The organism is Mesorhizobium sp. B2-3-6 (assembly GCF_006442305.1).
Taxonomy (GTDB): Bacteria; Pseudomonadota; Alphaproteobacteria; order Rhizobiales; family Rhizobiaceae; genus Mesorhizobium.
Genome location: NZ_VFVW01000004.1, coordinates 154,037 through 177,032, shown reverse-complemented (window position 1 = coordinate 177,032; position 22,996 = coordinate 154,037). Strand labels below are relative to the sequence as shown.

Annotated in this window: 19 protein-coding genes; 10 read left to right on the top strand and 9 right to left on the bottom strand. The window is 63.1% G+C overall.

What is annotated here, in order from left to right:
• Positions 1–58: 58 nt before the first annotated feature.
• Positions 59–1,180, bottom strand: a complete 1,122-nt coding sequence (locus tag FJ953_RS13350; protein WP_140494645.1) for a branched-chain amino acid ABC transporter substrate-binding protein — start codon at positions 1,178–1,180, stop codon at positions 59–61.
• A gap of 398 nt (positions 1,181–1,578) precedes the next feature.
• The gene (locus tag FJ953_RS13345; protein WP_010915070.1) at positions 1,579–1,845 is read right to left on the bottom strand and encodes a sel1 repeat family protein; all 267 of its coding nucleotides are present in this window, start codon (positions 1,843–1,845) and stop codon (positions 1,579–1,581) included.
• A 445-nt stretch (positions 1,846–2,290) separates the two neighbouring features.
• Here FJ953_RS13345 and FJ953_RS13340 point away from each other — a divergent pair, with 445 nt between their 5' ends.
• The 5 genes from FJ953_RS13340 to FJ953_RS13325 all read left to right on the top strand — a co-directional run bounded on the left by FJ953_RS13340 (position 2,291) and on the right by FJ953_RS13325 (position 5,979).
• Complete coding sequence (locus FJ953_RS13340; RefSeq protein WP_140494647.1) at positions 2,291–2,632, top strand: DUF2147 domain-containing protein; 342 nt, start codon at positions 2,291–2,293, stop codon at positions 2,630–2,632.
• Positions 2,633–2,839: 207 nt separating this feature from the next.
• Positions 2,840–2,998, top strand: a complete 159-nt coding sequence (locus FJ953_RS30445; RefSeq protein ID WP_181165140.1) for a hypothetical protein — start codon at positions 2,840–2,842, stop codon at positions 2,996–2,998.
• A 54-nt stretch (positions 2,999–3,052) separates the two neighbouring features.
• The gene (locus tag FJ953_RS13335; RefSeq protein ID WP_140517987.1) at positions 3,053–3,247 is read left to right on the top strand and encodes a hypothetical protein; all 195 of its coding nucleotides are present in this window, start codon (positions 3,053–3,055) and stop codon (positions 3,245–3,247) included.
• A gap of 101 nt (positions 3,248–3,348) precedes the next feature.
• Positions 3,349–4,809 (top strand): AMP nucleosidase, encoded by a 1,461-nt coding sequence (locus FJ953_RS13330; protein ID WP_224617604.1) that lies wholly within the window; start codon positions 3,349–3,351, stop codon positions 4,807–4,809.
• A gap of 141 nt (positions 4,810–4,950) precedes the next feature.
• Positions 4,951–5,979 carry an endonuclease/exonuclease/phosphatase family protein gene (locus tag FJ953_RS13325; protein WP_140520705.1) on the top strand — a complete coding sequence of 343 codons (1,029 nt, stop codon included), beginning with the start codon at positions 4,951–4,953 and terminating at the stop codon, positions 5,977–5,979.
• A 13-nt stretch (positions 5,980–5,992) separates the two neighbouring features.
• Here FJ953_RS13325 and FJ953_RS13320 read toward each other — a convergent pair whose 3' ends face one another.
• Complete coding sequence (locus tag FJ953_RS13320; protein ID WP_140520706.1) at positions 5,993–6,586, bottom strand: DUF922 domain-containing protein; 594 nt, start codon at positions 6,584–6,586, stop codon at positions 5,993–5,995.
• Between the two features lie 137 nt (positions 6,587–6,723).
• On the bottom strand, positions 6,724–8,403 hold the full coding sequence (locus FJ953_RS13315) for an electron transfer flavoprotein-ubiquinone oxidoreductase (protein ID WP_140520707.1): 1,680 nt from the start codon (positions 8,401–8,403) through the stop codon (positions 6,724–6,726).
• Positions 8,404–8,623: 220 nt separating this feature from the next.
• Between FJ953_RS13315 and FJ953_RS13310 the strand changes: the two genes are divergently transcribed.
• From FJ953_RS13310 to FJ953_RS13300, 3 genes are all read left to right on the top strand, one after another.
• Positions 8,624–9,268 (top strand): hypothetical protein, encoded by a 645-nt coding sequence (locus FJ953_RS13310; RefSeq protein WP_140517982.1) that lies wholly within the window; start codon positions 8,624–8,626, stop codon positions 9,266–9,268.
• A 109-nt stretch (positions 9,269–9,377) separates the two neighbouring features.
• Positions 9,378–10,250: a uracil-DNA glycosylase gene (locus FJ953_RS13305; protein ID WP_140624516.1), complete on the top strand. Its 873-nt coding sequence runs from the start codon at positions 9,378–9,380 to the stop codon at positions 10,248–10,250.
• 48 nt (positions 10,251–10,298) lie between these two features.
• Positions 10,299–11,102: a helix-turn-helix transcriptional regulator gene (locus tag FJ953_RS13300; protein ID WP_140624515.1), complete on the top strand. Its 804-nt coding sequence runs from the start codon at positions 10,299–10,301 to the stop codon at positions 11,100–11,102.
• A 9-nt stretch (positions 11,103–11,111) separates the two neighbouring features.
• Here FJ953_RS13300 and FJ953_RS13295 read toward each other — a convergent pair whose 3' ends face one another.
• Positions 11,112–12,014: a DMT family transporter gene (locus FJ953_RS13295; protein WP_246674823.1), complete on the bottom strand. Its 903-nt coding sequence runs from the start codon at positions 12,012–12,014 to the stop codon at positions 11,112–11,114.
• 237 nt (positions 12,015–12,251) lie between these two features.
• Between FJ953_RS13295 and pepN the strand changes: the two genes are divergently transcribed.
• Positions 12,252–14,897 carry an aminopeptidase N gene (gene pepN, locus FJ953_RS13290; RefSeq protein ID WP_140624513.1) on the top strand — a complete coding sequence of 882 codons (2,646 nt, stop codon included), beginning with the start codon at positions 12,252–12,254 and terminating at the stop codon, positions 14,895–14,897.
• Between the two features lie 101 nt (positions 14,898–14,998).
• Here the strand turns inward: pepN and FJ953_RS13285 are convergent, their stop codons facing one another.
• Positions 14,999–15,412 carry a hypothetical protein gene (locus FJ953_RS13285; RefSeq protein ID WP_140517978.1) on the bottom strand — a complete coding sequence of 138 codons (414 nt, stop codon included), beginning with the start codon at positions 15,410–15,412 and terminating at the stop codon, positions 14,999–15,001.
• A gap of 243 nt (positions 15,413–15,655) precedes the next feature.
• On the opposite strand from FJ953_RS13285, the gene FJ953_RS13280 reads away from it, so the two are divergent.
• Complete coding sequence (locus FJ953_RS13280; RefSeq protein ID WP_140624512.1) at positions 15,656–17,980, top strand: PAS domain-containing sensor histidine kinase; 2,325 nt, start codon at positions 15,656–15,658, stop codon at positions 17,978–17,980.
• Positions 17,981–18,024: 44 nt separating this feature from the next.
• On the opposite strand, the gene FJ953_RS13275 is transcribed toward FJ953_RS13280, so the two are convergent.
• Genes FJ953_RS13275 through FJ953_RS13265 form a run of 3 tightly spaced genes read right to left on the bottom strand, consistent with a single transcriptional unit; the run spans position 18,025 to position 22,991 of the window.
• The gene (locus FJ953_RS13275; protein WP_140520713.1) at positions 18,025–18,504 is read right to left on the bottom strand and encodes a DUF4179 domain-containing protein; all 480 of its coding nucleotides are present in this window, start codon (positions 18,502–18,504) and stop codon (positions 18,025–18,027) included.
• A gap of 51 nt (positions 18,505–18,555) precedes the next feature.
• Positions 18,556–21,516, bottom strand: a complete 2,961-nt coding sequence (locus tag FJ953_RS13270) for a bifunctional [glutamine synthetase] adenylyltransferase/[glutamine synthetase]-adenylyl-L-tyrosine phosphorylase (RefSeq protein WP_140624511.1) — start codon at positions 21,514–21,516, stop codon at positions 18,556–18,558.
• Positions 21,516–22,991 (bottom strand): ATP-binding protein, encoded by a 1,476-nt coding sequence (locus FJ953_RS13265; protein ID WP_140559439.1) that lies wholly within the window; start codon positions 22,989–22,991, stop codon positions 21,516–21,518. The genes FJ953_RS13270 and FJ953_RS13265 overlap by 1 nt, the downstream gene beginning before the upstream one ends.
• Positions 22,992–22,996: the final 5 nt, after the last annotated feature.

Here is a 22,996-nt window from a genome sequence, read left to right as displayed (position 1 = left end):
ACAGGCAGAAATGAAATGGCCGGGACGAGCCCGGCCATTTCATCGATATAGGCAGCGATTACGGCTGGATCGGCGCATACTTGCCGTCGTGCCACTGGTTGATGTCGTAGCTGGCGTTCTTGAGGTCGCCCTTCTCGTCGAAGGTGACATTGCCGACAACCGTGCTGATTGGCTGCCCGTTCTTCAGCGCCTCGGCGACCTTGGCCGGATCATCGCTGCCGGCACGCTTGATGCCTTCCGCAAAGGCCTGGATCGTGGCGTAGGAGAATAGCGTGAAGCCTTCCGGCACGAAACCGCCGGCTTTGATCTTCTCGACGGCTGCCTTGGCTTCCGGCTTTGCCTGAGGATCCGACGGGAAGACGAACATGGTCCCTTCGCCGGCCGGGCCGGCAACCTGCCAGAATTCCGGCGAGGCTATCGAATCCGGCATGATCAGCTGGAACTTGATGCCCTGTTCCGCCGACTGGCGCAGGATCAGGCCAGCCTCCGGGTGGTAACCGCCGAAATAGACAACGTCGGCCTTGAGGTCCTTGAGCTTGGTGACGAGCGCCGAATAGTCCTTTTCGCCGGCATTGATGCCTTCATAGTCCACTTCCTTCAGGCCGCCGGCATTCATCGTGGCCTTGACCGCATCGGCAACGCCCTGACCGTAGGCACTCTTGTCATGCAGGATGACGACGTTCTTGCCGGCATACTTCTTCGCGATCCAGGGGCCAATGAAGGCACCCTGCGCATCGTCACGCGTATAGAGGCGCATGATCGTCGGCCAGCCGGCCTTCGCTGCGGCGTCGGTCAGCACCGGGTTCGAGGAGGCCGGGCTCATCATCAGGGCACCGGCTTCGGCATAGACGGCGGAAGCCGGAATGCTCGAACCCGAGCAAGCGTGGCCGTCGATGAACTTGACGCCATTGGCGACGATACGGTTGGCGACCGAAACCGCCTGCTTCGGGTCGCACTGGTCATCCTCGATATCGAGCTTGATCTGGCGACCGTCGACACCGCCGGCAGCATTGATCGCGTCGGCGGCAGCCTGCGCGCCCTGCTTGAACTGATCGCCAATGGTGGCGAGCTGTCCGGTCATCGGACCGACCACCGAAAAGGTGATGTCGTCGGCATAGGCGACCGGCGCGCTCATCATCAGGCCGAAAATGGCCGCGTTCAAAATACTTAATTTTTTCATTGCGGTATGACTCCTCCACTCACGCGCGGCCGCCCCGGCCACGCTTCTTCCAGAGAGGCCGGACAATTTCATCCTTCGTGTGGCCTGTCTAGGCGCATTGGCGGCGCTCGATTAGGCCTGCGGAGCATCTCTGGAGCAAAAAGGCAAAAGCCGCGCCGGCCTTGTTCCGGCCGGTCGCGGCTTTGCCTGTCGAGCTGTTTCTCAAGCGCCCCCGCACTCGAACCCAACTCGCCTTCCCTGTCTTCCTGCTGGCCCTGATCTTTCCGAAACCGGATCATGGCCGCCGCGCCGCTGGCCCTGTCGGGCGTGCCGCGTTCTTGGTTTTGTCACGTGGCCGTCTTACCGCGGCCTTGTCCTTGCCTGGCGGACCAGAAGGCCGCCCTGCCTTATCTCTAAATTCAGTGCATCGTCATCCATTCGCGGGCTTCGCGCAGCGCCTTGGCGATCTCGACCTTCGACATCGCAGCCGACAGTTCCGAACGCAATTCCGCAGCGCGGGCCGAACCCTTGATCGCGGCGATGTTGAACCATTTGTGGGCGGCGACGACATCGGTCTCGCAATCGCGGCCCGTCGCATACATCATCCCCAGTTCGAAAAGAATGTCGGCCTGGGCAGTTGCCCCCATGGCGCCGAAGCCTGCTTCAAGCATTTCAAAACGTGCCATTTTTCAATCCTCTCTTCCGGCCCTGTCTGGCTCCCGAGAGCTGCCTCCGTTTGTCTGCCCGGGCTGCTCTTTCGATGCTTTCGAGAATGCCGCTCAGGCTTGAATCCGTCGTTAAATGGCGTGCTTAATTTGAGGAAAACAAAGCTAAAACAATAGGTAAACGTGGAAATTCGTTAAGGATACAAAGCCAGCGATTCAGCCGGATAGCGCCAAATTTGACGACAATTTTCGCGGGCGGAATCAACACTCTGCTAACCACGCGAAACAAACGCCGCGCATGCATGCATTCATTTCCCTGCCGACATTGCTTCCGTCGGCGCATCTGAATTGCCAAAGCTTCCGCTGCGGCACCGCTTTTGTTTTGCAGGGAGCTGGATTAGCTTACGTTTGCGTAAGCGGCAGACCGGCGAGGCGTAGCCTCCTGCCGGTATCCAAGGGAGGAAAGATGTTTCGAAAAGCAAGCCTGGCCCTGGCGGCCACTTTGATCCTGACCGGTCTGGCCTGGGCCGATCCGATCGAGGGAAACTGGAAGACGCAGGCCGGCGATACCGCGGCCATCGGGGGCTCGGGTTCATTTTCCATCACGCTGAAGTCTGGCAAATATGCCGGCAAGACCATCGGTTCGCTCAAGGCGTCCGGCGACAACAAATACACCGGCAACATAACCGACCCGGCAAACGACAAGACCTACTCCGGCAAGGCGACACTGTCGGGCACCTCGCTGAAAATGAGCGGCTGCGTGCTCGGCGGGCTGATCTGCAAGAGCCAGACCTGGCACAAGCTCTGATCGACCCCATCCTTGCGACATGAAAACGGGGCCGGCAGGCCCCGTTTTCGTTTCATGATCCTGGCGTGCTGTGCCGGCGGCCATGCTCCTTATGGCCAGCGCCGCCTCAAAACCCATCAACCAATTTGAACGGCAGATGAACGCCGGCATCAGAGCCGGTTCAGTCGTGCCCGGGCATTCTCCTGCGTGTTGAAGGAGACACGACCAATGCTCGCCCGCCGCTTCACCATCGTCTGCCTGCTGGTGAGCCTGTTTGGAATGTTCTTCGCCATCCTCGTCGCCGAAGCGGGCCGTTCGGCCCGTTCCTGGGACGAGGCCAGTTCCAGAACCTGCCGCCTCGCCTGCCCGACCACCCTTCGCCCCTGAGACAGAAACCAAAGACCTGACCAACCACAAGACCTCGAAAGAAAAGCAAAGACCATGAACCGCATCGCCGCCAATCTCTTCAAAACCGTTCGGCTTCTGCCGCGGGCGGCGCTCATCCTGGCGTTTCTTGCCGCACCGGTCCTGGCCGTGCCGATGATGCGTACCGATGCCGGGTCCACGATCGACGCGCCAGCACTGAAGAAATCCGGCGTCGGTTTCGTGCTGCTGGTCAGCCTGCAGCGCGGATAAATTGCGCCTTCGATCGGGACACCCCTCCCAACCGCCTATCCAAATCTCTATATTGAGCCATGGAAAAGCGAATCTACCCCCAAGCCATCGAATCTGTCGTCATGCCCGAGCCTTTTGGCCGGCAAAGCTTCGACACCGCCGAAAAGGCGGTCGCGGCGCTGCAAGCCCTTTATGACCGCAACACCAAGTTCCTGCGCGACTCCTTCGCGGCGCTTGCCGCCGGCGGGGACAGCAGCAAGCGCTACCGCGCCTTCTACCCGGAGATCGGCGTCACGACGAACTCGTTCACCCAGATCGATTCACGCCAAGCCTATGGCCACATGCCGACGCCGGGGCATTTTTCCACCACCATCACCCAGCCGAGCCTGTTCGAAAGCTATCTGGTCGAGCAATTGCGTCTGATCATGCGCAACCACGGGGTCGCGGTCACGGTCTCGGAATCGACAACGCCGATCCCGCTGCATTTCGCCTTTCTCGAAGGCACCCATGTCGACGGAACCGCGGCCGAGCGTATCCAGCGGCCTATCCGAGACCTGTTCGACGTGCCAGATCTCGACGGTACAGATGACCAGATCGCCAACGGCACGTTCGAAGTGGCGTTCGGAGAACCAAGGCCGCTGGCGCCCTTCACCGCGCAGCGGATCGACTATTCGCTCCACCGCCTGTCGCACTATACCGCGACCACGCCGCAGCATTTCCAGAATTTCGTGCTGTTCACCAACTATCAGTTCTATATCGACGAGTTCGTGGCACGCGCCCGTGACCTGATGGAGAATGGCGGCGGCGGATATGCCGAATTCATCGAACCGGGCAACGTGGTCACCAAAGCCGGGCAGAGCGCCCCGAGCGAAGGGGTGGCGCCGCAGCGCCTGCCGCAGATGCCGGCCTACCACTTGAAGAAGCCGAACCATGGCGGCATCACCATGGTCAATATCGGTGTCGGACCCTCCAACGCCAAGACGATCACCGATCATATCGCTGTGCTGAGGCCGCATGCCTGGGTGATGCTCGGCCATTGCGCGGGCCTGCGTAATACGCAGGCGCTGGGCGATTATGTGCTGGCGCATGCCTATGTGCGCGAGGATCACGTGCTGGACGACGACCTGCCAGTCTGGGTGCCGATCCCGCCGCTGGCCGAAATCCAGGTGGCATTGCAGGAAGCGGTGGCCGAAGTGACCGGCCTGTCCGGGTACGATCTCAAGCGCATCATGCGCACCGGCACTGTAGCCACCATTGACAACCGCAACTGGGAACTGCGCGACCAGCGCGGACCGGTGCAGCGGCTTTCGCAGTCGAGGGCGATCGCACTTGACATGGAATCGGCAACGATCGCGGCCAATGGCTTCCGCTTCCGCGTGCCTTACGGCACGCTCTTGTGTGTCTCCGACAAGCCGCTGCATGGCGAACTGAAGCTGCCCGGCATGGCGACCGAATTCTACAAGCGGCAGGTGGCGCAGCACCTCACCATCGGCATCAGGGCGATGGAAAAGCTTTCGGAAATGCCGATGGAGCGGCTGCATTCGCGCAAGCTCAGAAGTTTTTCGGAAACGGCCTTCCAGTAGCCGATCTGCGCGCCGCCAGAGCCATTCGCCGTCTTGCCGGCGATTCGCCATCTTGCCGGCAATTCGCTATCTTGATTGAGCCGCATTTTTGCCGATAACCGGGCGGGGACCATCGCAGGCAACTCATGCAGATCTGATCCGATGAAACGCAGTCGAGACATGGCGGCTTCACTGGTATTCATCGTGATGATGACGCTCTCGGTCGCGCTGGTGGCCGGCTTCTTAGGCGCGTTGCACCCGGCGCTCGATTCCTTTTCGCATTTCCGCATTCACCTCGCCGTGCTGATGGCGCTTTGCGCGCTGCCGCTGCTGGCGACATCGTTTCGCCTGCAAGCGGCCGCGGCCCTGGTTTTTGCCGTGGCCGCTCTTGCCACCGCTTCGACCGCCTTGCCCCGGCCGTGGCCGGTTCAGGCGGTCGCCAAACCCACCGACCAGGTAGTCTACAGCCTGCTGCAGATGAATCTGCGCTACGACAACCCGACGCCGAAAAAAGTGCTGTCACTGATCGGCCGGACCAATCCCGACGTCATCACCCTGGACGAGGTGTCGACGATGTGGGCGACGGAGCTTGGCTACATCGCCAGCGCCTATCCATACCGGATCCTCTGTCCCTATCCCAACGGCGTATTCGGCGTCGCGCTGCTCTCGCGGCGGCCCTTTCTCGCCGGCACCGCGCCACATTGCGAGCGCCGGGGCGCAATGGCCGTTGCGACCATCGATTTCGGCGGCAGGAGCGCCGACGTCGCCGCCATCCATCTCAGCTGGCCGTGGCCGCGGGAACAGTATTGGCAGATCGGCGAACTCTCGGAGCAGCTTTCATCGCTCGGCCAAACCGCCATCATGGCCGGCGATTGCAACGCGGTGCCATGGAGCGCCGCGGTGCGGCGCGTCGCCGCTCTCGGCGGACTGACGGTCATGCCGTCGGCCGGGTCGACCTGGATTCACCGGAAGCTGCCCGACTTCCTGCGCCGCTATGCAGGCCTCCCGATCGACCAGGCGTTCAGCAAGGGCGGCGTGACCATTCTGTCGTCAACGCGACTGGAAGATACCGGCTCCGACCATCTTCCCGTACTCGTGGAGTTCTCGCTTCGCCCCGACGACAGGCTGCCCCATGACGAGCATGAGAGCGCGCTCGCGGCGAGCGACCTTGAAAACAATCCGCGCGGTTGATGCTTCGGCATTCTCAGGGTTTGGTCAACGCTTCGACAAGGTGCTCGACAGGCCCGCCGCCGCGATGCTCGCGCGCATCGAAAGCGTTCTGCCTGGCTTCGTATTCGACATAGATGGTCTTGATTCGGCGCCGCGCCTCGAGATGCGTGCCGGTGCAGAACCAGTTGTCCGGGCGCCGCAGTCCGGCAAGCGCGGTCTCGGTGGCCCGCATCATCCGCCTCGCGATACCGCCATGCGTCTGCTCGTGCTTGCGAACGCCGACCATGAAACGGTCCCAACGCTCGCGCAGGACTGCGCTTGCCGACGAGAGCCGCGGGAAAGTGTAGGTCAGGTTGAGCGTCCCGTTGGCCTGCCGCAGATGGCAGGCTCCATCCTCCCGGACAATATCGAGATCCCAATGCACGGCGTAACCGGTTTCGGCGATGGCGCGCGTCATATAGCCGTGCTTGGGTCCCAGCCGGTCCATTGCCTCGACAAGGGCGGCTCCGGTATTTCCAGCGACATCATAGGTGCGGATGTGAACGGTGAGCTTTGTGCCCGCCGACGCGGCTGATGCGCAAAGCAGCATGAAGGCCATGGCGAGCATCGTCGGGCTGGTCAGGCGCATGTCCGCCTCCTTTGTCGGAGCCGAGCAGACCACACTCGGCGGAAGGCTTCAACGGGCTTGATCGAGGCAGGCGGTCGACGGCGACAGACAAGTCCGCCGCCGCTCGCATGTTTTCGTGACGGCTTAGCCGGGCACGCTCACATGTTCTGATAGACCGGGCCTTCGCCACCTTGCGGCGGCACCCAGTCGATATTCTGGTTCGGATCCTTGATGTCGCAGGTCTTGCAGTGGACGCAGTTCTGCGCGTTGATGACGAAGCGCACGTCCTTGGCCGCCGGATCGGCAGCGGCATTGCCGTCCTTGTCGACCCATTCGTAGACGCCTGCCGGGCAGTAGCGCGTCGAAGGTCCGGCAAAGACGTCATGCTCGGAACGCTTCTGCAGCTCCATGTCCGCCACCAGCAGATGCACCGGCTCGTTTTCCTCGTGGTTGGTGTTGGACAGGAACACCGAGGACAAGCGGTCGAAGGTCAGCACGCCATCGGCCTTGGGATAGTCTATTTTCTTGTGCTTCGCGGCGGGCTCTAGCGTGGCGTAGTCGGCCTTGCCATGCTTCAGCGTGCCGAAGGGCGAGGAGCCGAACAAAGTGTTCAGCCACATGTCCAGGCCGCCGATGGCGACGCCGGCGATGGTGCCGAAGCGCGACCACAGCGGCTTGACGTTGCGCACCTTCTTCAGATCCTTGCCGATGTCTGTCGCCCGCCACGCGGCTTCGTAAGCGGAGAGCTCGTCATTGGCGCGGCCGGCGGCGATTGCCTCGGCGACATGCTCGGCCGCCAGCATTCCCGACAACACGGCATTGTGCGAGCCCTTGATGCGCGGGACGTTTACGAGCCCGGCGGCGCAGCCCATCAACGCGCCACCCGGGAAGCACAGTTTCGGCACCGACTGCCAACCGCCTTCGGTAATCGCGCGCGCGCCATAGCCCAACCGCCTGGCGCCCTCGAAAGTACCGCTGATCGCCGGGTGGGTCTTGAAGCGCTGGAACTCCTCGAACGGCGACAGCCAGGGGTTCTTATAATTGAGGTGGACGACGAAGCCCACCGCCACCTGATTGTCGTCCAGATGATAGAGGAAAGAGCCGCCGCCGGTCTTGAGATCGAGCGGCCAGCCGAAGGAGTGCTGGACGAGACCCGGCCTGTGCTTCTCCGGCTTGACCTGCCACAGTTCCTTGAGGCCGATGCCGTATTTGCCCGGCTCGCGGCCCTCGGAAAGCCTGAACCTGGCGATCAACTGCTTGGCGAGCGAGCCGCGCGCGCCCTCTCCGATCAGCACATATTTGCCCATCAGCGCCATGCCCGGCGCGAAACCCGGGCCGTGTGTGCCATCCTTTTCGACGCCCATGTCGCCGGTGACAACACCGGTGACGGCGCCTTCCTCGTTATAGAGCAGGCCGGCCGCGGCGAACCCCGGATAGATTTCCACGCCGAGCGCCTCGGCCTTGGCGGCCAGCCAGCGGCAGACATTGCCAAGCGAGACGATGTAGTTGCCGTGATTGTTCATCAGAGGCGGCATCATCATGTTGGGCAGGCGGAAAGAGCCGGCGGGGCCAAGCACCAGGAAATGGTCCGCCGTGACCGGCGTTTTGAATGGATGGTCTTGTTCGTCGCGCCAGCCCGGCAGCAACCGGTCGATGCCGATTGGATCGACGACGGCGCCTGACAAGATGTGGGCGCCAACCTCACCGCCCTTTTCCAGCACGACCACGGAAAGCTCGGGATTGACTTGCTTCAGGCGGATGGCGGCGGCGAGGCCGGCCGGGCCCGCACCGACGATCACCACGTCGAATTCCATGCTTTCGCGTTCGATATCGCTCATCAACCCCTCCGCACTGGCTTGTCGCTATTGCGCGTATCTTGCTGGCTCATGCGCTGCATAGCGCATCAAGTCGCGACAGGAAACCGGCGCGCCTGTGACAACGCGGATTTGGCCAAAAAGTCGCGCATCGTGCCGAAGGACACCCGTTTTGCGCCGGCCTGCCCGCAACGCGTACGTTTTTAATTGTTCGACGGCTTGCTTATCGGCCATACTTCGCACCATGCGCATTCCTGGGCCAGCCGGCTTCTCATCAACGCGCTTCCCATCGACGCCCGGCAGGGCCTGCCGGGCGTTCCTTTCGGCCCTCCCCCTGCTGGCGCCGGTCCATGCCTTTGCAGACGAGGTGAAGGTCTGGGCCACCGGTGCCTACTCCTTCTCCGACGAGCTTGGCGGGTTCGAAATCACCGGCGCTTCCGGCACCGGCACCAAGGACGATCCGCTCGTCATCACCGAAGAGCTGAATTCAGCGACGCCGGTGACGTTGACCATCCGTGCAACCAAGCCGATCCAGGCGTTCGGCAAGGCGGGCGAGTTCGCCAACGGCATCATGTATTTGCGCTTGGACGTGCTCAACAACAGCGGCCAGGCCTGGATCGAATTCCAGTTCGAGCTTCAGGAGGTCCTGAATCAGCCGAGCGTCTTCGGCGACGGGCTTTCGTTCGACCAGCGCAACAAGACGCCTGACAATATCTGGTCGAGCAATTTTGCCGATTTCGACCGCGATTTTGAACCGTATGACCGTCTGCTGTTCAAGAACGGCAAGGTCGACCCGCTAAAGACCGCCAGGTTCGAATTCCTGATCACCGACTATACGCCGCGCTGGACCTTTTATCTGGTGCAGGACCCGCGCATACCGACGGGTTAGGTTGCGGTGAGCGTATGACGCTGCCACAGACAGGCCGTCATTGCCCGGTTGTGCCAATGTCCCCAATCACCAACTTGCAATATGCGACCAGTCGAACGATGGTGGCGCCATGACTGCCGCTTCCCCAAACAGCCGACCTGATATCGCCGAGCTGCTCGCCTTCTATGCCAGCGCGGGCGTCGACGAGGCGTTGGAGGACGCGCCGGTGAGCCGCTTCGCGGAAGCCGCGCCCAAGCCGGCGGAGCGGATGCCGGCTGCCGCGCCGAGCGATAGCGGGGCACCGGAGCGGCCCGCCCAACCGCGTCTCGATGCGAGCGCCGTGCCTAACGCTCCGCCGGCGCGCCCGCCCATTTCGGCGGTACCCGACGAGGCGCAGGCGGCGCTGGCGCGTGAATTGGCCTCGGCTGCCTCGACGCTGGACGAGCTTCGCCAGCACATGTCGACTTTTGACGGCTGCAACCTGAAGTTCACCGCCAAGAACCTGGTCTTTGCCGACGGCAACCCGGATGCATCGGTGATGCTGGTCGGCGAGGCGCCCGGCCGTGACGAGGATATAGAAGGCCTGCCCTTCGTCGGCCGCTCCGGCCGGCTGCTCGACCGCATGTTGGCCGCGATCGGGCTAGACCGGACATCCGTCTACATCGCCAATGTCATCCCCTGGCGGCCGCCGGGAAACCGCACGCCGACGCCGCACGAAACCGAGATCTGCCGGCCGTTCATCGAAAGGCAGATCGAACTGGTCAAGCCGAAGGTGCTGGTCAATCTCGGCGGGCCCTCGGCCAAAACCCTTCTGAATACGAGCGAAGGCATCTTGCGGCTGCGCGGCAACTGGCGCGCCCACACGACAGCGTCCGGCGTCGTTATTCCGGCGATGCCGACGCTGCACCCGGCCTATCTATTGAGGACGCCGGCGCACAAGAGGCTGGCTTGGCGGGATTTTCTCGAGGTGAAGGCGAAGCTAAGAGCGCTCACCTCTCCATGACCTCGCGGATAATTGAAATGCGCCTGCCGTCGCCCTAACCATGCCCTCATGATATCTCCTCAAACCTCCGCCGGCAGCCTCATCCGTGAATGGCGCACGCGACGCCGGATGAGCCAGCTCGACCTCGCCACGGAAGCCGATATCTCGCAGCGGCATCTGAGCTTCGTCGAGAGCGGGCGGGCCGCGCCGTCGCGCGACATGGTGCTACACCTGGCCGAGCAGCTTTCGATCCCGCTTCGCCAGCGCAACCAGCTCTTGCTGGCGGCGGGCTTTGCGCCGAGCTTCAGCGAAAGGCCGCTGACCGACATTTCGCTGGCACCGGCCATGGCGGCGGTCGAGACGGTGCTTCGAGGGCACGAGCCGTTCCCGGCGCTTGCGGTGGACCGGCACTGGAACCTCGTTTCGGCAAACACTGCCATTGGGCCGTTCCTGGCCGACGTTTCCGAGCCCTCGCTGCTCAAGCCGCCAGTCAACGTGCTGCGGCTCAGCCTGCACCCTGGAGGTGTCGCGCCGCGCATCGTCAATCTCGCGGAGTGGCGGGCGCACCTGCTGGAACGCCTGAAGCACCAGAACGACGCGTCAGGCGATCCGGTGCTGATCGAACTGGAGCGTGAGTTGCGCGGTTATCCCTCCGGCCTGAAGAGTGGGCGGCCGTCGCGGGTCGAGCCGAGCGGCATCGTGCATCCGCTGCGGCTTGCCCATGGGGATCAGGTGCTGTCGTTCATCAGCACCATCACCGTGTTCGGCACGCCGCTGGACGTGACGCTGTCGGAGCTGGCGATCGAGTCCTTCTTTCCGGCCGACGAGCAGACGCGGACGGCGCTGGTAAGATTGGCGAAAGAGCGGGCCTAACGGTGCTGATCACCCCTGCGGCGGGGCGGCCTTGCGCGTGCGGGTGCGTTCCAGGCCGAGTTGACGTTCGCGCCAGATGATGAAGATGCCGGCGGCAACGACGATCAGACCGCCGGTCAGCGTGTTCAGCGTGGCGACATCGCCGAAGACGAGATAGCCGACCAAGACGCCGAGGATCATCGAGGTGTATTCGAACGGCGCCACCACCGATGCCTCGGCATGGCGGTAAGCCGAGGTCATCAGGATCTGGCCAAGGCCGCCGCAGAAGCCGGCGGCGACAAGAAGGACCGCCTGCCCCGGCGTCAGCGCCTGCCACCCAAACGGCAGCGACAGCAGCGCCATGACGCTCGCGGTGACCGAAAACCAAAGCACGATCGTGGCGGTGCGCTCGCTTTGCACGAGATTGCGCACGAGCAGCATGGCGACGGCCGAAATCGCCGCCGCTATCAATGCCGCGATGACGCCGAGCACCTCCTGGTCATCGAGCGCCTCGCCGGAACTCAGGAGCGTCAGCTCCGGCCAGGAGATGATCAGCACACCGACGAGGCCGACGGCGACCGCGCTCCAGCGATAGATACGAATGGCTTCGCCGAGGAAAATCGAGCTGAACACCACCACCAACAGTGGCTGGGCGTAATTCAGCGTGATTGCTTCCGGCAGCGGCAACCGCGTCAGCGCGAAGAAGCCGAGCCCCATGGCGCAGACGCCGACGACGCCGCGCGCGATGTGGTTGAACGGACGGCTTGTACTGAAAGCCGTGCCGAGATTTCCCTTGAAAGCCAGAAAGGCAATGATCGGAAAGATAGCGAAGAAGGAGCGGAAGAAGACGATCTGTCCCGCCGGCACAGTGCCCGCCGCCTTGATGCAGGTCGACATGCCGACGAAGACCGCCACCGAGACGATCTTCAGCATAATGCCGGTGAGCGTGTTGTGCCCTACGGTATTGTCACTGTTGTCGCGGCCTGCTGTCACGCTCCCGCCGCTTCCCGCGTGGTTGCCCAGGTGCGCGCCATGACTGCCTCGCGATGCTGGAAAGGAAGGTCTGAATAGACCTTGTCGCAGTTTTGTCGAGCCGCCGGTTCGTGTAAAGAGCGCGGACTTCAAAATTTTGGACGGGCAGGACAGGCCCGGAAAGACAGGAACCAAGGAATGCGCACCGACACTGGCCAGGTCTTCAAACTCGAAGACTATCGCCCCAGCGACTATCTCATTCCGGAAACGAACCTTGAATTCCGTCTTTCGCCAGGCGCGACGATCGTCACGGCAATTTTGACCGTCGAGCGCCGGGATGGCGTCGCGGCCTCTACGCCGCTTGTGCTGGATGGCGACGGGCTGACGCTCAGGCGCGTCGAGATCGACGGCAGGAAAGCCAAGCCGACGGATTTTGCCGTGACGCCCGACCGACTGACCATCCTCAGGCCCCCGGCGGCGCGTCGCTTTCGGCTGTCGATCGAGACCGAGCTGGCGCCGTCGGGCAATGAAGCGCTGATGGGCCTCTACCGCTCAAGCAACGTCTATTGCACGCAATGCGAAGCAGAGGGCTTCCGCCGCATCACCTATTTCCTCGACCGCCCCGACATCCTTTCCGTCTACACCGTGCGGATCGAAGCCCGCCGCGACGAGGCGCCGCTGCTTCTGTCCAACGGAAACCCGGTCGACAAGGGCAATCTCGGCGATGGCTGGCACTATGCCATTTGGCACGATCCCTTCCCCAAGCCATCGTATCTGTTCGCGCTGGTCGCCGGCAATCTCGGCCGGGTCGCCGACAGTTTCGTTACCATGTCCGGCCGCACGGTCGAGCTCGGCATCTATGTCGAGCCCGGCAAGGAGAAGCTCGCCGGCTACGCCATGGATGCCTTGAAGCGATCGATGCAATGGGACGAGGAGGCATTCGGCCGCGAATACGACCTCGATGTCTTCAACATCGTCGCCGTGTCCGACTTCAACATGGGCGCGATGGAGAACAAGGGCCTCAACGTCTTCAACGACAAATACGTGCTGGCCGACCGAGAGACCGCGACGGACGCCGATTTCGCCAATATCGAGGCGATCATCGCGCATGAGTATTTCCACAATTGGACAGGCAACAGAATCACTTGCCGCGACTGGTTCCAGCTTTGCCTGAAGGAAGGGCTGACCGTTTATCGCGACCACGAATTCTCGGCCGACCAACGTTCGCGTGCGGTCAAGCGCATCGCCGAGGTGCGCACGCTGCGCGCGCATCAATTCCCCGAGGACCAGGGGCCGCTGGCGCATCCGGTCAGGCCGCGCCGCTATCGCGAGATCAATAATTTCTACACGGCGACCGTCTACGAAAAAGGCTCGGAGGTGGTGCGCATGATCCGTACCATCCTCGGGCCTGATAGCTTTCGCGCCGGCATGGACCTCTATTTCGAGCGGCACGACGGCACGGCGGCGACGATCGAGGATTTCCTGACAGTGTTCGAGGAGGTGTCCGGCCGCGACTTGTCGCAATTCGCGCTCTGGTACCATCAGGCCGGCACCCCTAACCTGGCGGTGAGCTCGACCTATAACCAGGCGGAGCGGGAATTCACTCTGGAAATCGAGCAATCGGTGCCGCCGACCCCGTCGGAAAGCCGCAAACGACTGATGCACATACCGCTCGCCTTCGGTCTGATTGGCGCCGGTGGCGAGCCGGTCGCCTATGACGCGGTCGACGGCGCCAGCGTCGAGGACGGCATCATCCACATCCGCAAGCGCCGGCATGTGGTGCGCTTCTCAGGCGTCGCCGAGCGTCCGGCGGTTTCGCTGAACCGCGGCTTCTCGGCGCCGATAACGCTTGCCGTCGAGCAGAAGACCGACGACCAGTTCTTCCTTGCCGGCCACGACAGCGACAGCTTCTCGCGCTGGCAGACCTTCAACACGCTGCTTACGGATGCATTGATCTTGGCCTTCCGCCAGATTCTCGACGGCGCCGAGCCTGGCTTCACCGCGCGGCTGACCGAGCTTGCCGGCAGGATCACGAGCGACGAGACGCTGGAGCCGGCCTACCGGGCGCTGGCGCTTTCGCTTCCGGGCGAGACCGACATAGCGCGCGACATCGGCAAAAACATCGAACCCAACGCCATCTTCGCTGCGCGCGAGGCGCTGGCGCTGGCAATCGCCAGGGCTAACCGCGACGCGTTCGCCGGCCTCTACGAGCGGCTTGCCGACGCCGGCCCGTTCAGCCCGGACGCAGCTTCCGCCGGACGGCGGGCGCTGCGCAACGTCATGCTCGATTATCTCTCGCTGCTGTCAGATGGCGCCGGGCTTGCGGCGGAGCACTTCCGGTCGGCCACCAATATGACTGACCGCGCGGCGGCACTGACCGTGCTCGCGCACCGCCACCATGGTTCGCCGGAGGCAAACAAGGCACTGGCGGCTTTCGAAGCGACATATGCGTCCGACCCGCTTGTGATGGACAAATGGTTCCAGATTCAGGCCAGCGTACCCGGTCCGCAGGCGGTGGAGACGGTTCGCGCCCTGACCACGCATCCGGCCTTCTCGATGGCCAATCCGAACCGGGTGCGCTCGTTGATCGGCACATTCTCCAGTGCCAACCAGACCGGATTCCACCGCGCCGACGGCGAAGGCTACCGATTCTTCACGCAGACCGTGCTCGAGGTCGAAAAACGCAATCCGCAGGTGGCGGCAAGGTTGGCAACGGCGCTCCGGTCGTGGCGTTCGCTCGAACCTGGCCGGCAGGCCAAGGCCAGGGAAGCGCTGCTTTCGATTGCCAATGCCGAAAACCTGTCGGCGGATTTAAGCGATATCGTCGAGCGTACGCTGGCGTGAGCCAGACCCAAGCGGCCACCATGGTGGTCGGCGGCAATGCCAAGGCAACGCCACCGGCCCGTCAGGCTGTGCTTCTGCTGCTCGAACGGATTCCCGCCTCCCTACGCGGGTATCAACATGGCGATGCGATGCACGCCGACCTCGGCGCTCGTATTCGTCGCCTCGTCGGTCTTGCCCTTGGCGCAAGTGTATATGTCGCCTTCCTTGAGCTTGAACTCCTTGTCGGCCTTCTTGATCGTGAATTCGCCCGCAGTGATGGTGCATACCATGTCGTTGTCCATCACCATCGCCGGCGCATGTGTGCCGGGCTGAAACACGACATCGACGATTGAGATGCTTTTGTAGGCAGGAATGTCTGAGTTTCCCGTGCCTACCTCCACCACTCTGATGCCGGGCGCAATCTCCTTGCCCTCCTTCGGGCCGTATGTCCTCGTTTTTACCGACGCCGCCAGGGCGAACAAAGGCGTTACCGCTGCCGCTGACACGCCGAGAGCAATTGCAGATCTGCGATTCATGCTTTCCTCCCAATGTGCAATCCCGCACGGAATATGCGTGATTTCTAATATTATTCCCTTTCCACGGTAATCGCCATCGCATGCCTCTGCTCGGTTGGCGGAAAAGCCGCTATTTTAGTCGATTTTTAATCTTTTTTCGCCGGACCACTGGACAAGGCGAATCACCTTTGATTCTTTAATGGCGATTCGGAAGTGCGGCGTTTGCCGGATCATCAAGCATAGGCAAATCGGGGAGTGCCATTTATGGCGAAGGCGGACGCGTGGGGCGCGCCCGGAGGGATAGCTTTTGCGCGTCGCGAGACGCCGCGAGGCGACGGCCTTGCCGGGAATACGCGGCTCATCGCCGAACCGGCCTACAAGCGGCTTCTGGCGGCGGAGCCATTGCTGCGCCGATCGATACCGGCTCTCATCGTCGTCTTCCTGATCGCGATCGCGGCGCTGCGCGTCCTGTCGCTGATGAACGAACGCGACGATATCGAGCGCAACGCCAAGGCGATCCTGATGCTGGCGTCCGGTCAACTGGCGAGTTCGCTGGCCACCACGTCCGACACCGCGCCGGGCGCCATCCAGGACCTGTTGGAAACGACCAGCCGCCAGGGCGCGATGAGCCGCGGCCACGTTCTTGTCATCACCGACAGCGCCTTCAAGATCACCGCGGTGACGCCGCGCTCGATGTCCTGGCAAGGCCGTTCGCTGGATAGCCTCGCCCAGGGCGGCCAGCCTCTGTTCATGTTCGGCGACCGCGCCGGAGTGATGGAGGTCGATATTGGCGGGCAGGACTGGTATGCAGCGGTCAGCCTGACGAACGGTCCCAAAGGCGCGGCAGCGGCGCTGGTGCCGCAGGACGCGGTTTTCGACGCCTGGCGCAAGACAGTCTCGCTGAATGTGACGCTGTTCGTACTGACGGCCGGCGTGCTGATCATCATCCTCTATGCCTATTTCGGCCAGGCGGCGCGCGCGCAGGCGGCCGACCGCATCTATCTCGAAGCGCATCAACGCATCGACATGGCGCTGGTACGCGGCCGCTGCGGCTTGTGGGACTGGGACATGGTGCGCGGCAAGATGTATTGGTCGCGCTCGATGTACGACATGCTGGGCTACGAGCCATGCGACACGATGCTGTCCTTCGGCGAGGTCGACGAGATCATCCATCCCGATGATGGCGACTTGTTCCAGCTCGCCAACAAGATCGTCGCGCGCGAGATCGATCATATCGATCAGGTGTTCCGGATGCGGCATGCCGACGGGCAGTGGGTATGGATGCGCGCAAGGGCGCAGGTCATGGATCCGGAAGCACCCGAAATCCAGTTGATCGGCATCGCCGTCGACGTCACCGAGCAGCGTCACCTGGCGCTTCGTTCCGAGGCAGCCGATTTGCGCCTGAGGACGGCGATCGAGAACATCAACGAGTCCTTCGTGCTGTGGGATGCCGCCGAGCGGCTGATCATGTGCAATTCCAAATACCAGAAGGACAATGGCCTTTCGGACCGTGACGTGATGCCAGGCGCCGTGCGCGCCACGCTGGAAGAGCGCATGCTCGCTTTCGCTTCCGATCGGCGGCTTGCCAACAGCAATGGACCGCAGGGCGGCGCGACGTTCGAACGGCAGCTGGCCGACGGCCGCTGGTTGCAGGTCAACGAACTCAGAACCCGCGACGGCGGCATTGTCTCGGTCGGATCCGACATCACCCAGATCAAGCTGCATCAAGAAAAGCTGGTCGACAGCGAGCGCCGGCTGATGGCGACCATACACGATCTCAGCCTCGCCCGCCGGGCCGAAGAGGAGCGCGCGCGCGAACTGGTCGAGCTCAACCGCAAATACATGAAGGAAACCGAGCGCGCCGAAGCGGCGAACCGGGCCAAGTCCGAATTCCTGGCCAACATGTCGCATGAACTGCGCACGCCCTTGAACGCCATCATCGGCTTCTCCGAGCTGATGGAACAGGGGCTGTTCGGCCCGCTGGGATCGGAGCGCTACGAGGAATACGCCACCGACATCAACAGCAGTGGCAAATATCTCCTGGGCGTCATCAACGACATTCTCGACATGTCAAAAATCGAGGCCGGCCAATTCTCGCTCGACCGCGAAGAGATCGATCTCGGCCCGCTGATCAGCGAGACGGTCAGGGTCGTCTCGCTGCAGGCCGCACAGAAGGCGATCACCGTGGAGACCCGCATCGCCGACGCGCTGACGCTGTTTGCCGACCGCCGAGCGATCAAGCAGATCGTCATAAACCTTTTGTCCAACGCAGTGAAATTCACCGGCCAAGGCGGCCACATATCGGTCAGGGCCCGCAATACCTCAGGGGCGCTGGTGCTGACGATCGAGGATAATGGCTGCGGCATCCCGAAGGAGGCGCTCGGCAAGCTCGGACGGCCCTTCGAACAGGTGCAGAACCAGTTCTCCAAGAGCCATGCCGGGTCCGGCCTCGGCCTCGCCATCTCGCGCTCTTTGGCCGAACTGCAAGGCGGTGCCCTGAAAATCCGCTCAACCGAAGGTGTCGGCACGATCGTGTCGGTGCGCATTCCGGTGAAGAAGGCGACGCCCGTGGTCAAGGTCGCGGCTTAAGCAACGGGCTCCGGCGATGTCGCCGAAGCCCGTGCCGGAAGGCGTTATTGCATGCTGCCGTCGTCGCCTTCGTCATCCCACTGACGGTGTAAGCCAAAGCGGCCGCCCTTTGGCAGTTCGCCCTTCTTGATCTTTCCGTCGTTGTTCTTGTCGAGCAGGGCAAAGAGCTTCTTGTCGCGACTGGCGATGTCGTCCGTCGTCAGCGTACCGTCGCCCTTGTTGTCGTAACGCGCGATGATGCGCCTGGCCATGTGCTCGAAGCGGGCCTTTTCCAGCGCTGCGGCGAGCTGCTCCACCGTGAGCTTGCCACCATTGTCGGCGACCAGCTTCTTCAACCGCGAATCCATGACGCTTGAGAACTGGTCGAAGCTGATGGTGCCGTCATTGTCCTTCATCGCCTTGTTGAGGCGCATCATCGTGCGCTCACGCATGTTTGCGCTGTCGATGTTCTCGGCATAGGCCGCAGTGCCGACGGCTCCTGCCAACGCGATGAAGGCGAACGCGAGCTTGGTTGTCTTTCTCATGGTCTTCTCCTGTTGCATCGTCACCCCCGATGCGATCCGCACGGCCGTTGATCACGGCCGCCCGGCACGAAGCAGAAGGTTGAAATCCTTCCTGACCTTCCGCGACGTCTCCTTGAGATGTGCTTCCAGCACACCGAAATCCGGCAAGTCGGTGACCGCCAGAAGCAGATCCGAAAGCCCCGGCGGCACATTGTCCCGCTCGAACTGGCCGGTGAGGCAAAGCCTGATCATCTGGGTCAGCGCCAGATAGAGGCGGTAGGCCTCGCCAAGCTCCTCCCTGACATCGGCGGCTGCGAATTGTGGCGCAAGGCGCGACAATACCTCCGCGGTTGCCGTGACCCTGCGGCCGGACTCGACATTGCCCGTGACGACGGCCACCTGGGCGATGAATTCGAGATCGATCAGGCCGCCGGCAATGAGTTTGATGTCCCAGAGGTCGCGCGGCGGCTTTTCCTTTTCGATCATGGCGCGCATGTCGGACGCTTCCGCTTTCACCTTTGCTGCGTCGCGCAATTGCCCGAGCACCGCCGCAACGTCGGCTTCGACCTCGGCACAGAGCCTGGCATCTCCGGCAATGGCGCGCGCCCGCGACAGCGCCATGTGCTCCCAGGTCCAGGCCTCCTGGCGCTGGTATTTCTTGAAGGCGTCGACGTGGGTGGCCACCGGCCCCTTGTTGCCGGACGGCCGCAGCCGCAGGTCGAGTTCATAGAGCACGCCTTCCGCGGTCGGCGCGGAAACGGCCGAGATGAGGCGCTGCGTCATCCTGGTGTAGTAATGCGAGGGCGCCAGCGGTTTTTCACCGTCGGATTCCTCGGCGTCCGCATCGTGATCGTAGAGCAGGATGAGGTCGACATCCGACCCCGCCGTCAATTCACGGCTGCCGAGCTTACCCATGCCGAGCAGCGAAACCACGCCGCCGGCGATTGTGCCATGGCGCGCCTCGAATTCGGCCATAACCGCGCGCAACGCGGCCTCAATGGTGAGGTCGGCCAGGTCAGAAAAGGCGCGGCCTGCGCGGGCCGGATCGATCGAGCCGGCGAGCAGCCGCACGCCGATCAGGAATTTCTGCTCGGAGGCAAAGATGCGCAAACGATCGAGAACGTCCTCATAGGCGCGGTCGCCTTCGAGGAAAGCGGTAAGCCGTGCCGATAGATAGCCACGATCCGGCAATTCGGTGAGAAGAGCGGGATCGAGCAGGCCATCGAACACATGTGGCCGGCGCGTGATGATCGCGGCCAGTCGTGGCGCGGCGCCCATGATCGTCGCCATAAGCTTCAGCAACGCCGGATTGGACTGGAGCAGCGAGAAGAGCTGGATGCCTGCAGGCAGGCCGGCGAGGAACTCGTCGAAACGGATCAACGCCTCATCGGCCCGACGCGTCTGGCCGAAAGCCTTGAGCAGCGCCGGCGTCAGTTCCGTCAGTCGCTCGCGCGCCTCAGCCGACTGGGTGACGCGGTAGCGACCGAAATGCCAGCCACGGATCACGCGGCAGATGTCGCTCGTTCGCTGGAAGCCGAGACCGTGCAACGTCTGCAGTGTATCGGGGTCGTCGACGTCGCCGGTGAAGACCAGATTGCCGATGCCTGCCGAAAGCTCCGGTGCGGTTTCGAACAGCGCCGCGTAGTGACGTTCGACCTGCTGCAGCGAGGCGCGGAAGCCCAGGGAAAAAGCAGCCGCATCGGCAAAGCCCAGCATGCGCGCGATTCGCTCCAGCCCTTCATCATCCTCCGGCAGGGTGTGCGTCTGCTCGTCGGCCACCATCTGGATGGCATGCTCGACCCGGCGCAGGAACCAATATTGCCGGGCCAGTGCGTCGCGTGCCTCGGCGGTGATCCAGCCGCGCGCGGCCAGCTGGCCGAGCATCGGCACAGTCTCGCGGCCTCGCAGTTCCGGGAAGCGGCCGCCGGCGATGAGCTGCTGCGTCTGGACGAAGAACTCGATCTCGCGGATGCCGCCGCGCCCGAGCTTGACGTTGTGGCCCTTGACCGCGATTTCGCCATGCCCCTTGTGGGCGTGGATCTGGCGTTTGATCGAGTGGACGTCGGCGATCGCGGCATAGTCCATGTATTTGCGCCAGATGTAAGGTTGGAGCTCCTTGAGGAAAGCGGTGCCGGCGTCCAGATCGCCGGCCACAGGACGCGCCTTGATCATGGCAGCGCGCTCCCAGTTCTGGCCGCGCGCCTCGTAGTAGCGCAGCGCCGCCTCGACCGGGATCGCCAGCGGGGTCGAACCGGGATCGGGACGCAGCCTGAGGTCGGTGCGGAAGACATAACCATGTTCGGTGCGGTCCTGCAGGATGCGCACCAGACGGCGCGTCAGCCGCGAAAACAGCTCCGTCGCATCGAGCGGATCGACGACGGCCGACGCTTCCGGGTCGAAGAAGACCACGAGGTCGATATCGGAGGAAAAATTGAGCTCATGCGCGCCAAGCTTGCCCATGCCGAGCAGGATCCAGCCCGACCGGTTCGAGGGATTGGCGGGATCCGGCAACTTCAGCTTGCCCTGGCCATGCGCGTCGCGCAGCAGAAAATCGACGGCGGCGCGCGTGCACGCATCGGCAAGGTCGCTCAACCGCCGCACCGTAAGCGAGGTCTCGGCCTCGGCGGCCAGATCGGCCAGCGCGATCAGGAAATGCGCATCGGCCTTCCATTGCCGCAGTTCCATCATCAATCTGGATTCGGAGATCGTCTCGGAGAACGATGCCCGGTCGATCGCCACGATGATCGCCTTCAGCCGGGCCCCGATCGGCTGGTCGAAAAGCCCATCCAATATCTGCGGCCGGCGACGCGCCATGTCACGCAGGAACGGCGACAGGTCGAAGACAGCGGCCAGGAAGTCCTGCGCCTCACCGGTTCCAGCCAGGAATTTCGCCAGCCGTGTCAATCCTTCTTCGCGTGCCAAGGTGGCGATCTCGGCCAGCTCCTGCCGGGCCCGGCTGTCGTCCAGAGGAGCAAGCCTTGCCGCGGGCTTCAACAGCCAGTCCTTCGCCGTCCGCTTTGCAGCCGCCGTCATCAATGATCCTCCCGCGCGGGAAAACTCATGACCACGGATAATCCGGGATTACCAGGCAACAGATCAAGCCGGCCATAGTGGAATGTCATGACCGCCTTTGCGAGGCTGAGGCCAAGCCCGGAACCTGGCTGGGAACGGCTCTTCTCGAGCCGCACGAACCGTTCCGTCGCCCGGGCGCGATCGGCATCGTCCGGAATGCCCTGGCCGTTGTCGGCGACGACAAGCCTGATTTCGCCATGCGTGCGTTCGAGCGTCACGCGGACAGTCGGCTTGGAGGTGGAATCGGTCGAGTACTTGATCGCATTGTCGACGATGTTAGACAGCGCCTGGCCGATCAGCTCGCGGTTGCCGTCGACAAGGAATGCGCCATTGACCGCGGCTTCGAGCGAAACGCCAGCCTCTTCCGCCACCGGCTCGTAGAGTTCGACGACATCGCGCACGGCTGCGGCCAGATCGACGCGACTGGTGCTTTCGGAGGAATAACCCGCCTCCAGCCGGGAGATCATCAGGATGGCGTTGAAGGTCTTTATGAGCTGGTCGGACTCGGCGATGGTGCCTTCCAGCGCCTGGCGGTAGTCCGATGTCTTGTGCTTGCCCGAAAGCGTCGCCTCGGCGCGGTTGCGCAGCCGGGTCAGCGGCGTCTTCAGATCATGCGCGATGTTGTCGGAAACCTGTTTCAGCCCCTCGTTGAGCATGGCGATCCTGGCCAGCATGGCGTTGAGGTTCTCGGAAAGCCGGTCGAATTCGTCACCGGCGCCGGTCACCGGCAGCCGGCCCGAAAGATCACCGCCCATGATGCGGCGGCTGGCTTCCGAAACGCCATCGATGCGCTTCAGGGCGGCGCGGCCGACGAAGAACCAGATCAACAGCCCGCCCAGCCCCATCATGCCGAGCGCCAGCATCAGGGAGCGGCGGATGACGGCGCGGAACCGCTCAGGTTCGCCGAGATCGCGGCCGACCAGCATGATCATCTGGTTCGGCAGGCGCAGCACCAGCGCGATCGCATTGTGGCCCTTCTCACCTTCGGATCGGACCGCCGTATCGCCGGCTTGGGGCGTGGTCTGATCGGAAGGTGTGCTGCGCTGCCGGTCGAGCTCGCCTTCGCCGAAACGACGGTAGGAGAACGGCTCGGTCGTCCAGCCTTCGGTTTCGATGACCCCCGGCTCCAGGCTCTGCACGTTGCCGGTCAGGATCTGGCCGTTGGCGTCGGCGATCAAATAGAGATTGGCGCCGGGCTGGCGCGAGCGCTGCTCCACCACGCGCACCAGGACAGGCAGGCCGCCGCGCTGGTAGGCGCGGGCAAGGCCGAGCACTTCGTCGTTGATGGTCTCCTGCGTCTGCGCGGTCAGCATGCGCGCCGAAAGCGAGGTCATGTAGAGGACAAGCAGCACGGCGCAGAGCGCGAAGAGCAAGAGATAGAGCGCCGAGAGCCGCGCAGCCGTCGTCTTCATGATGGCAGGCACGGAAAGGGCCATGCCGC

Coding starts and splice junctions, on each gene's coding strand:
- FJ953_RS13315 (WP_140520707.1), bottom strand. CDS start 8,403: ATGAGCGATATCGAACGCGAAAGCATGGAATTCGACGTGGTGATCGTC.
- FJ953_RS13295 (WP_246674823.1), bottom strand. CDS start 12,014: ATGCTGAAGATCGTCTCGGTGGCGGTCTTCGTCGGCATGTCGACCTGC.
- FJ953_RS13280 (WP_140624512.1), top strand. CDS start 15,656: ATGGCGAAGGCGGACGCGTGGGGCGCGCCCGGAGGGATAGCTTTTGCG.
- FJ953_RS13325 (WP_140520705.1), top strand. CDS start 4,951: ATGAAACGCAGTCGAGACATGGCGGCTTCACTGGTATTCATCGTGATG.
- FJ953_RS13320 (WP_140520706.1), bottom strand. CDS start 6,586: ATGCGCCTGACCAGCCCGACGATGCTCGCCATGGCCTTCATGCTGCTT.
- FJ953_RS13310 (WP_140517982.1), top strand. CDS start 8,624: ATGCGCATTCCTGGGCCAGCCGGCTTCTCATCAACGCGCTTCCCATCG.
- FJ953_RS13330 (WP_224617604.1), top strand. CDS start 3,349: ATGCCCGAGCCTTTTGGCCGGCAAAGCTTCGACACCGCCGAAAAGGCG.
- FJ953_RS13350 (WP_140494645.1), bottom strand. CDS start 1,180: ATGAAAAAATTAAGTATTTTGAACGCGGCCATTTTCGGCCTGATGATG.
- FJ953_RS13305 (WP_140624516.1), top strand. CDS start 9,378: ATGACTGCCGCTTCCCCAAACAGCCGACCTGATATCGCCGAGCTGCTC.
- FJ953_RS13340 (WP_140494647.1), top strand. CDS start 2,291: ATGTTTCGAAAAGCAAGCCTGGCCCTGGCGGCCACTTTGATCCTGACC.
- FJ953_RS13335 (WP_140517987.1), top strand. CDS start 3,053: ATGAACCGCATCGCCGCCAATCTCTTCAAAACCGTTCGGCTTCTGCCG.
- FJ953_RS30445 (WP_181165140.1), top strand. CDS start 2,840: ATGCTCGCCCGCCGCTTCACCATCGTCTGCCTGCTGGTGAGCCTGTTT.
- FJ953_RS13345 (WP_010915070.1), bottom strand. CDS start 1,845: ATGGCACGTTTTGAAATGCTTGAAGCAGGCTTCGGCGCCATGGGGGCA.
- pepN (WP_140624513.1), top strand. CDS start 12,252: ATGCGCACCGACACTGGCCAGGTCTTCAAACTCGAAGACTATCGCCCC.
- FJ953_RS13270 (WP_140624511.1), bottom strand. CDS start 21,516: ATGACGGCGGCTGCAAAGCGGACGGCGAAGGACTGGCTGTTGAAGCCC.
- FJ953_RS13265 (WP_140559439.1), bottom strand. CDS start 22,991: ATGGCCCTTTCCGTGCCTGCCATCATGAAGACGACGGCTGCGCGGCTC.
- FJ953_RS13275 (WP_140520713.1), bottom strand. CDS start 18,504: ATGAGAAAGACAACCAAGCTCGCGTTCGCCTTCATCGCGTTGGCAGGA.
- FJ953_RS13300 (WP_140624515.1), top strand. CDS start 10,299: ATGATATCTCCTCAAACCTCCGCCGGCAGCCTCATCCGTGAATGGCGC.
- FJ953_RS13285 (WP_140517978.1), bottom strand. CDS start 15,412: ATGAATCGCAGATCTGCAATTGCTCTCGGCGTGTCAGCGGCAGCGGTA.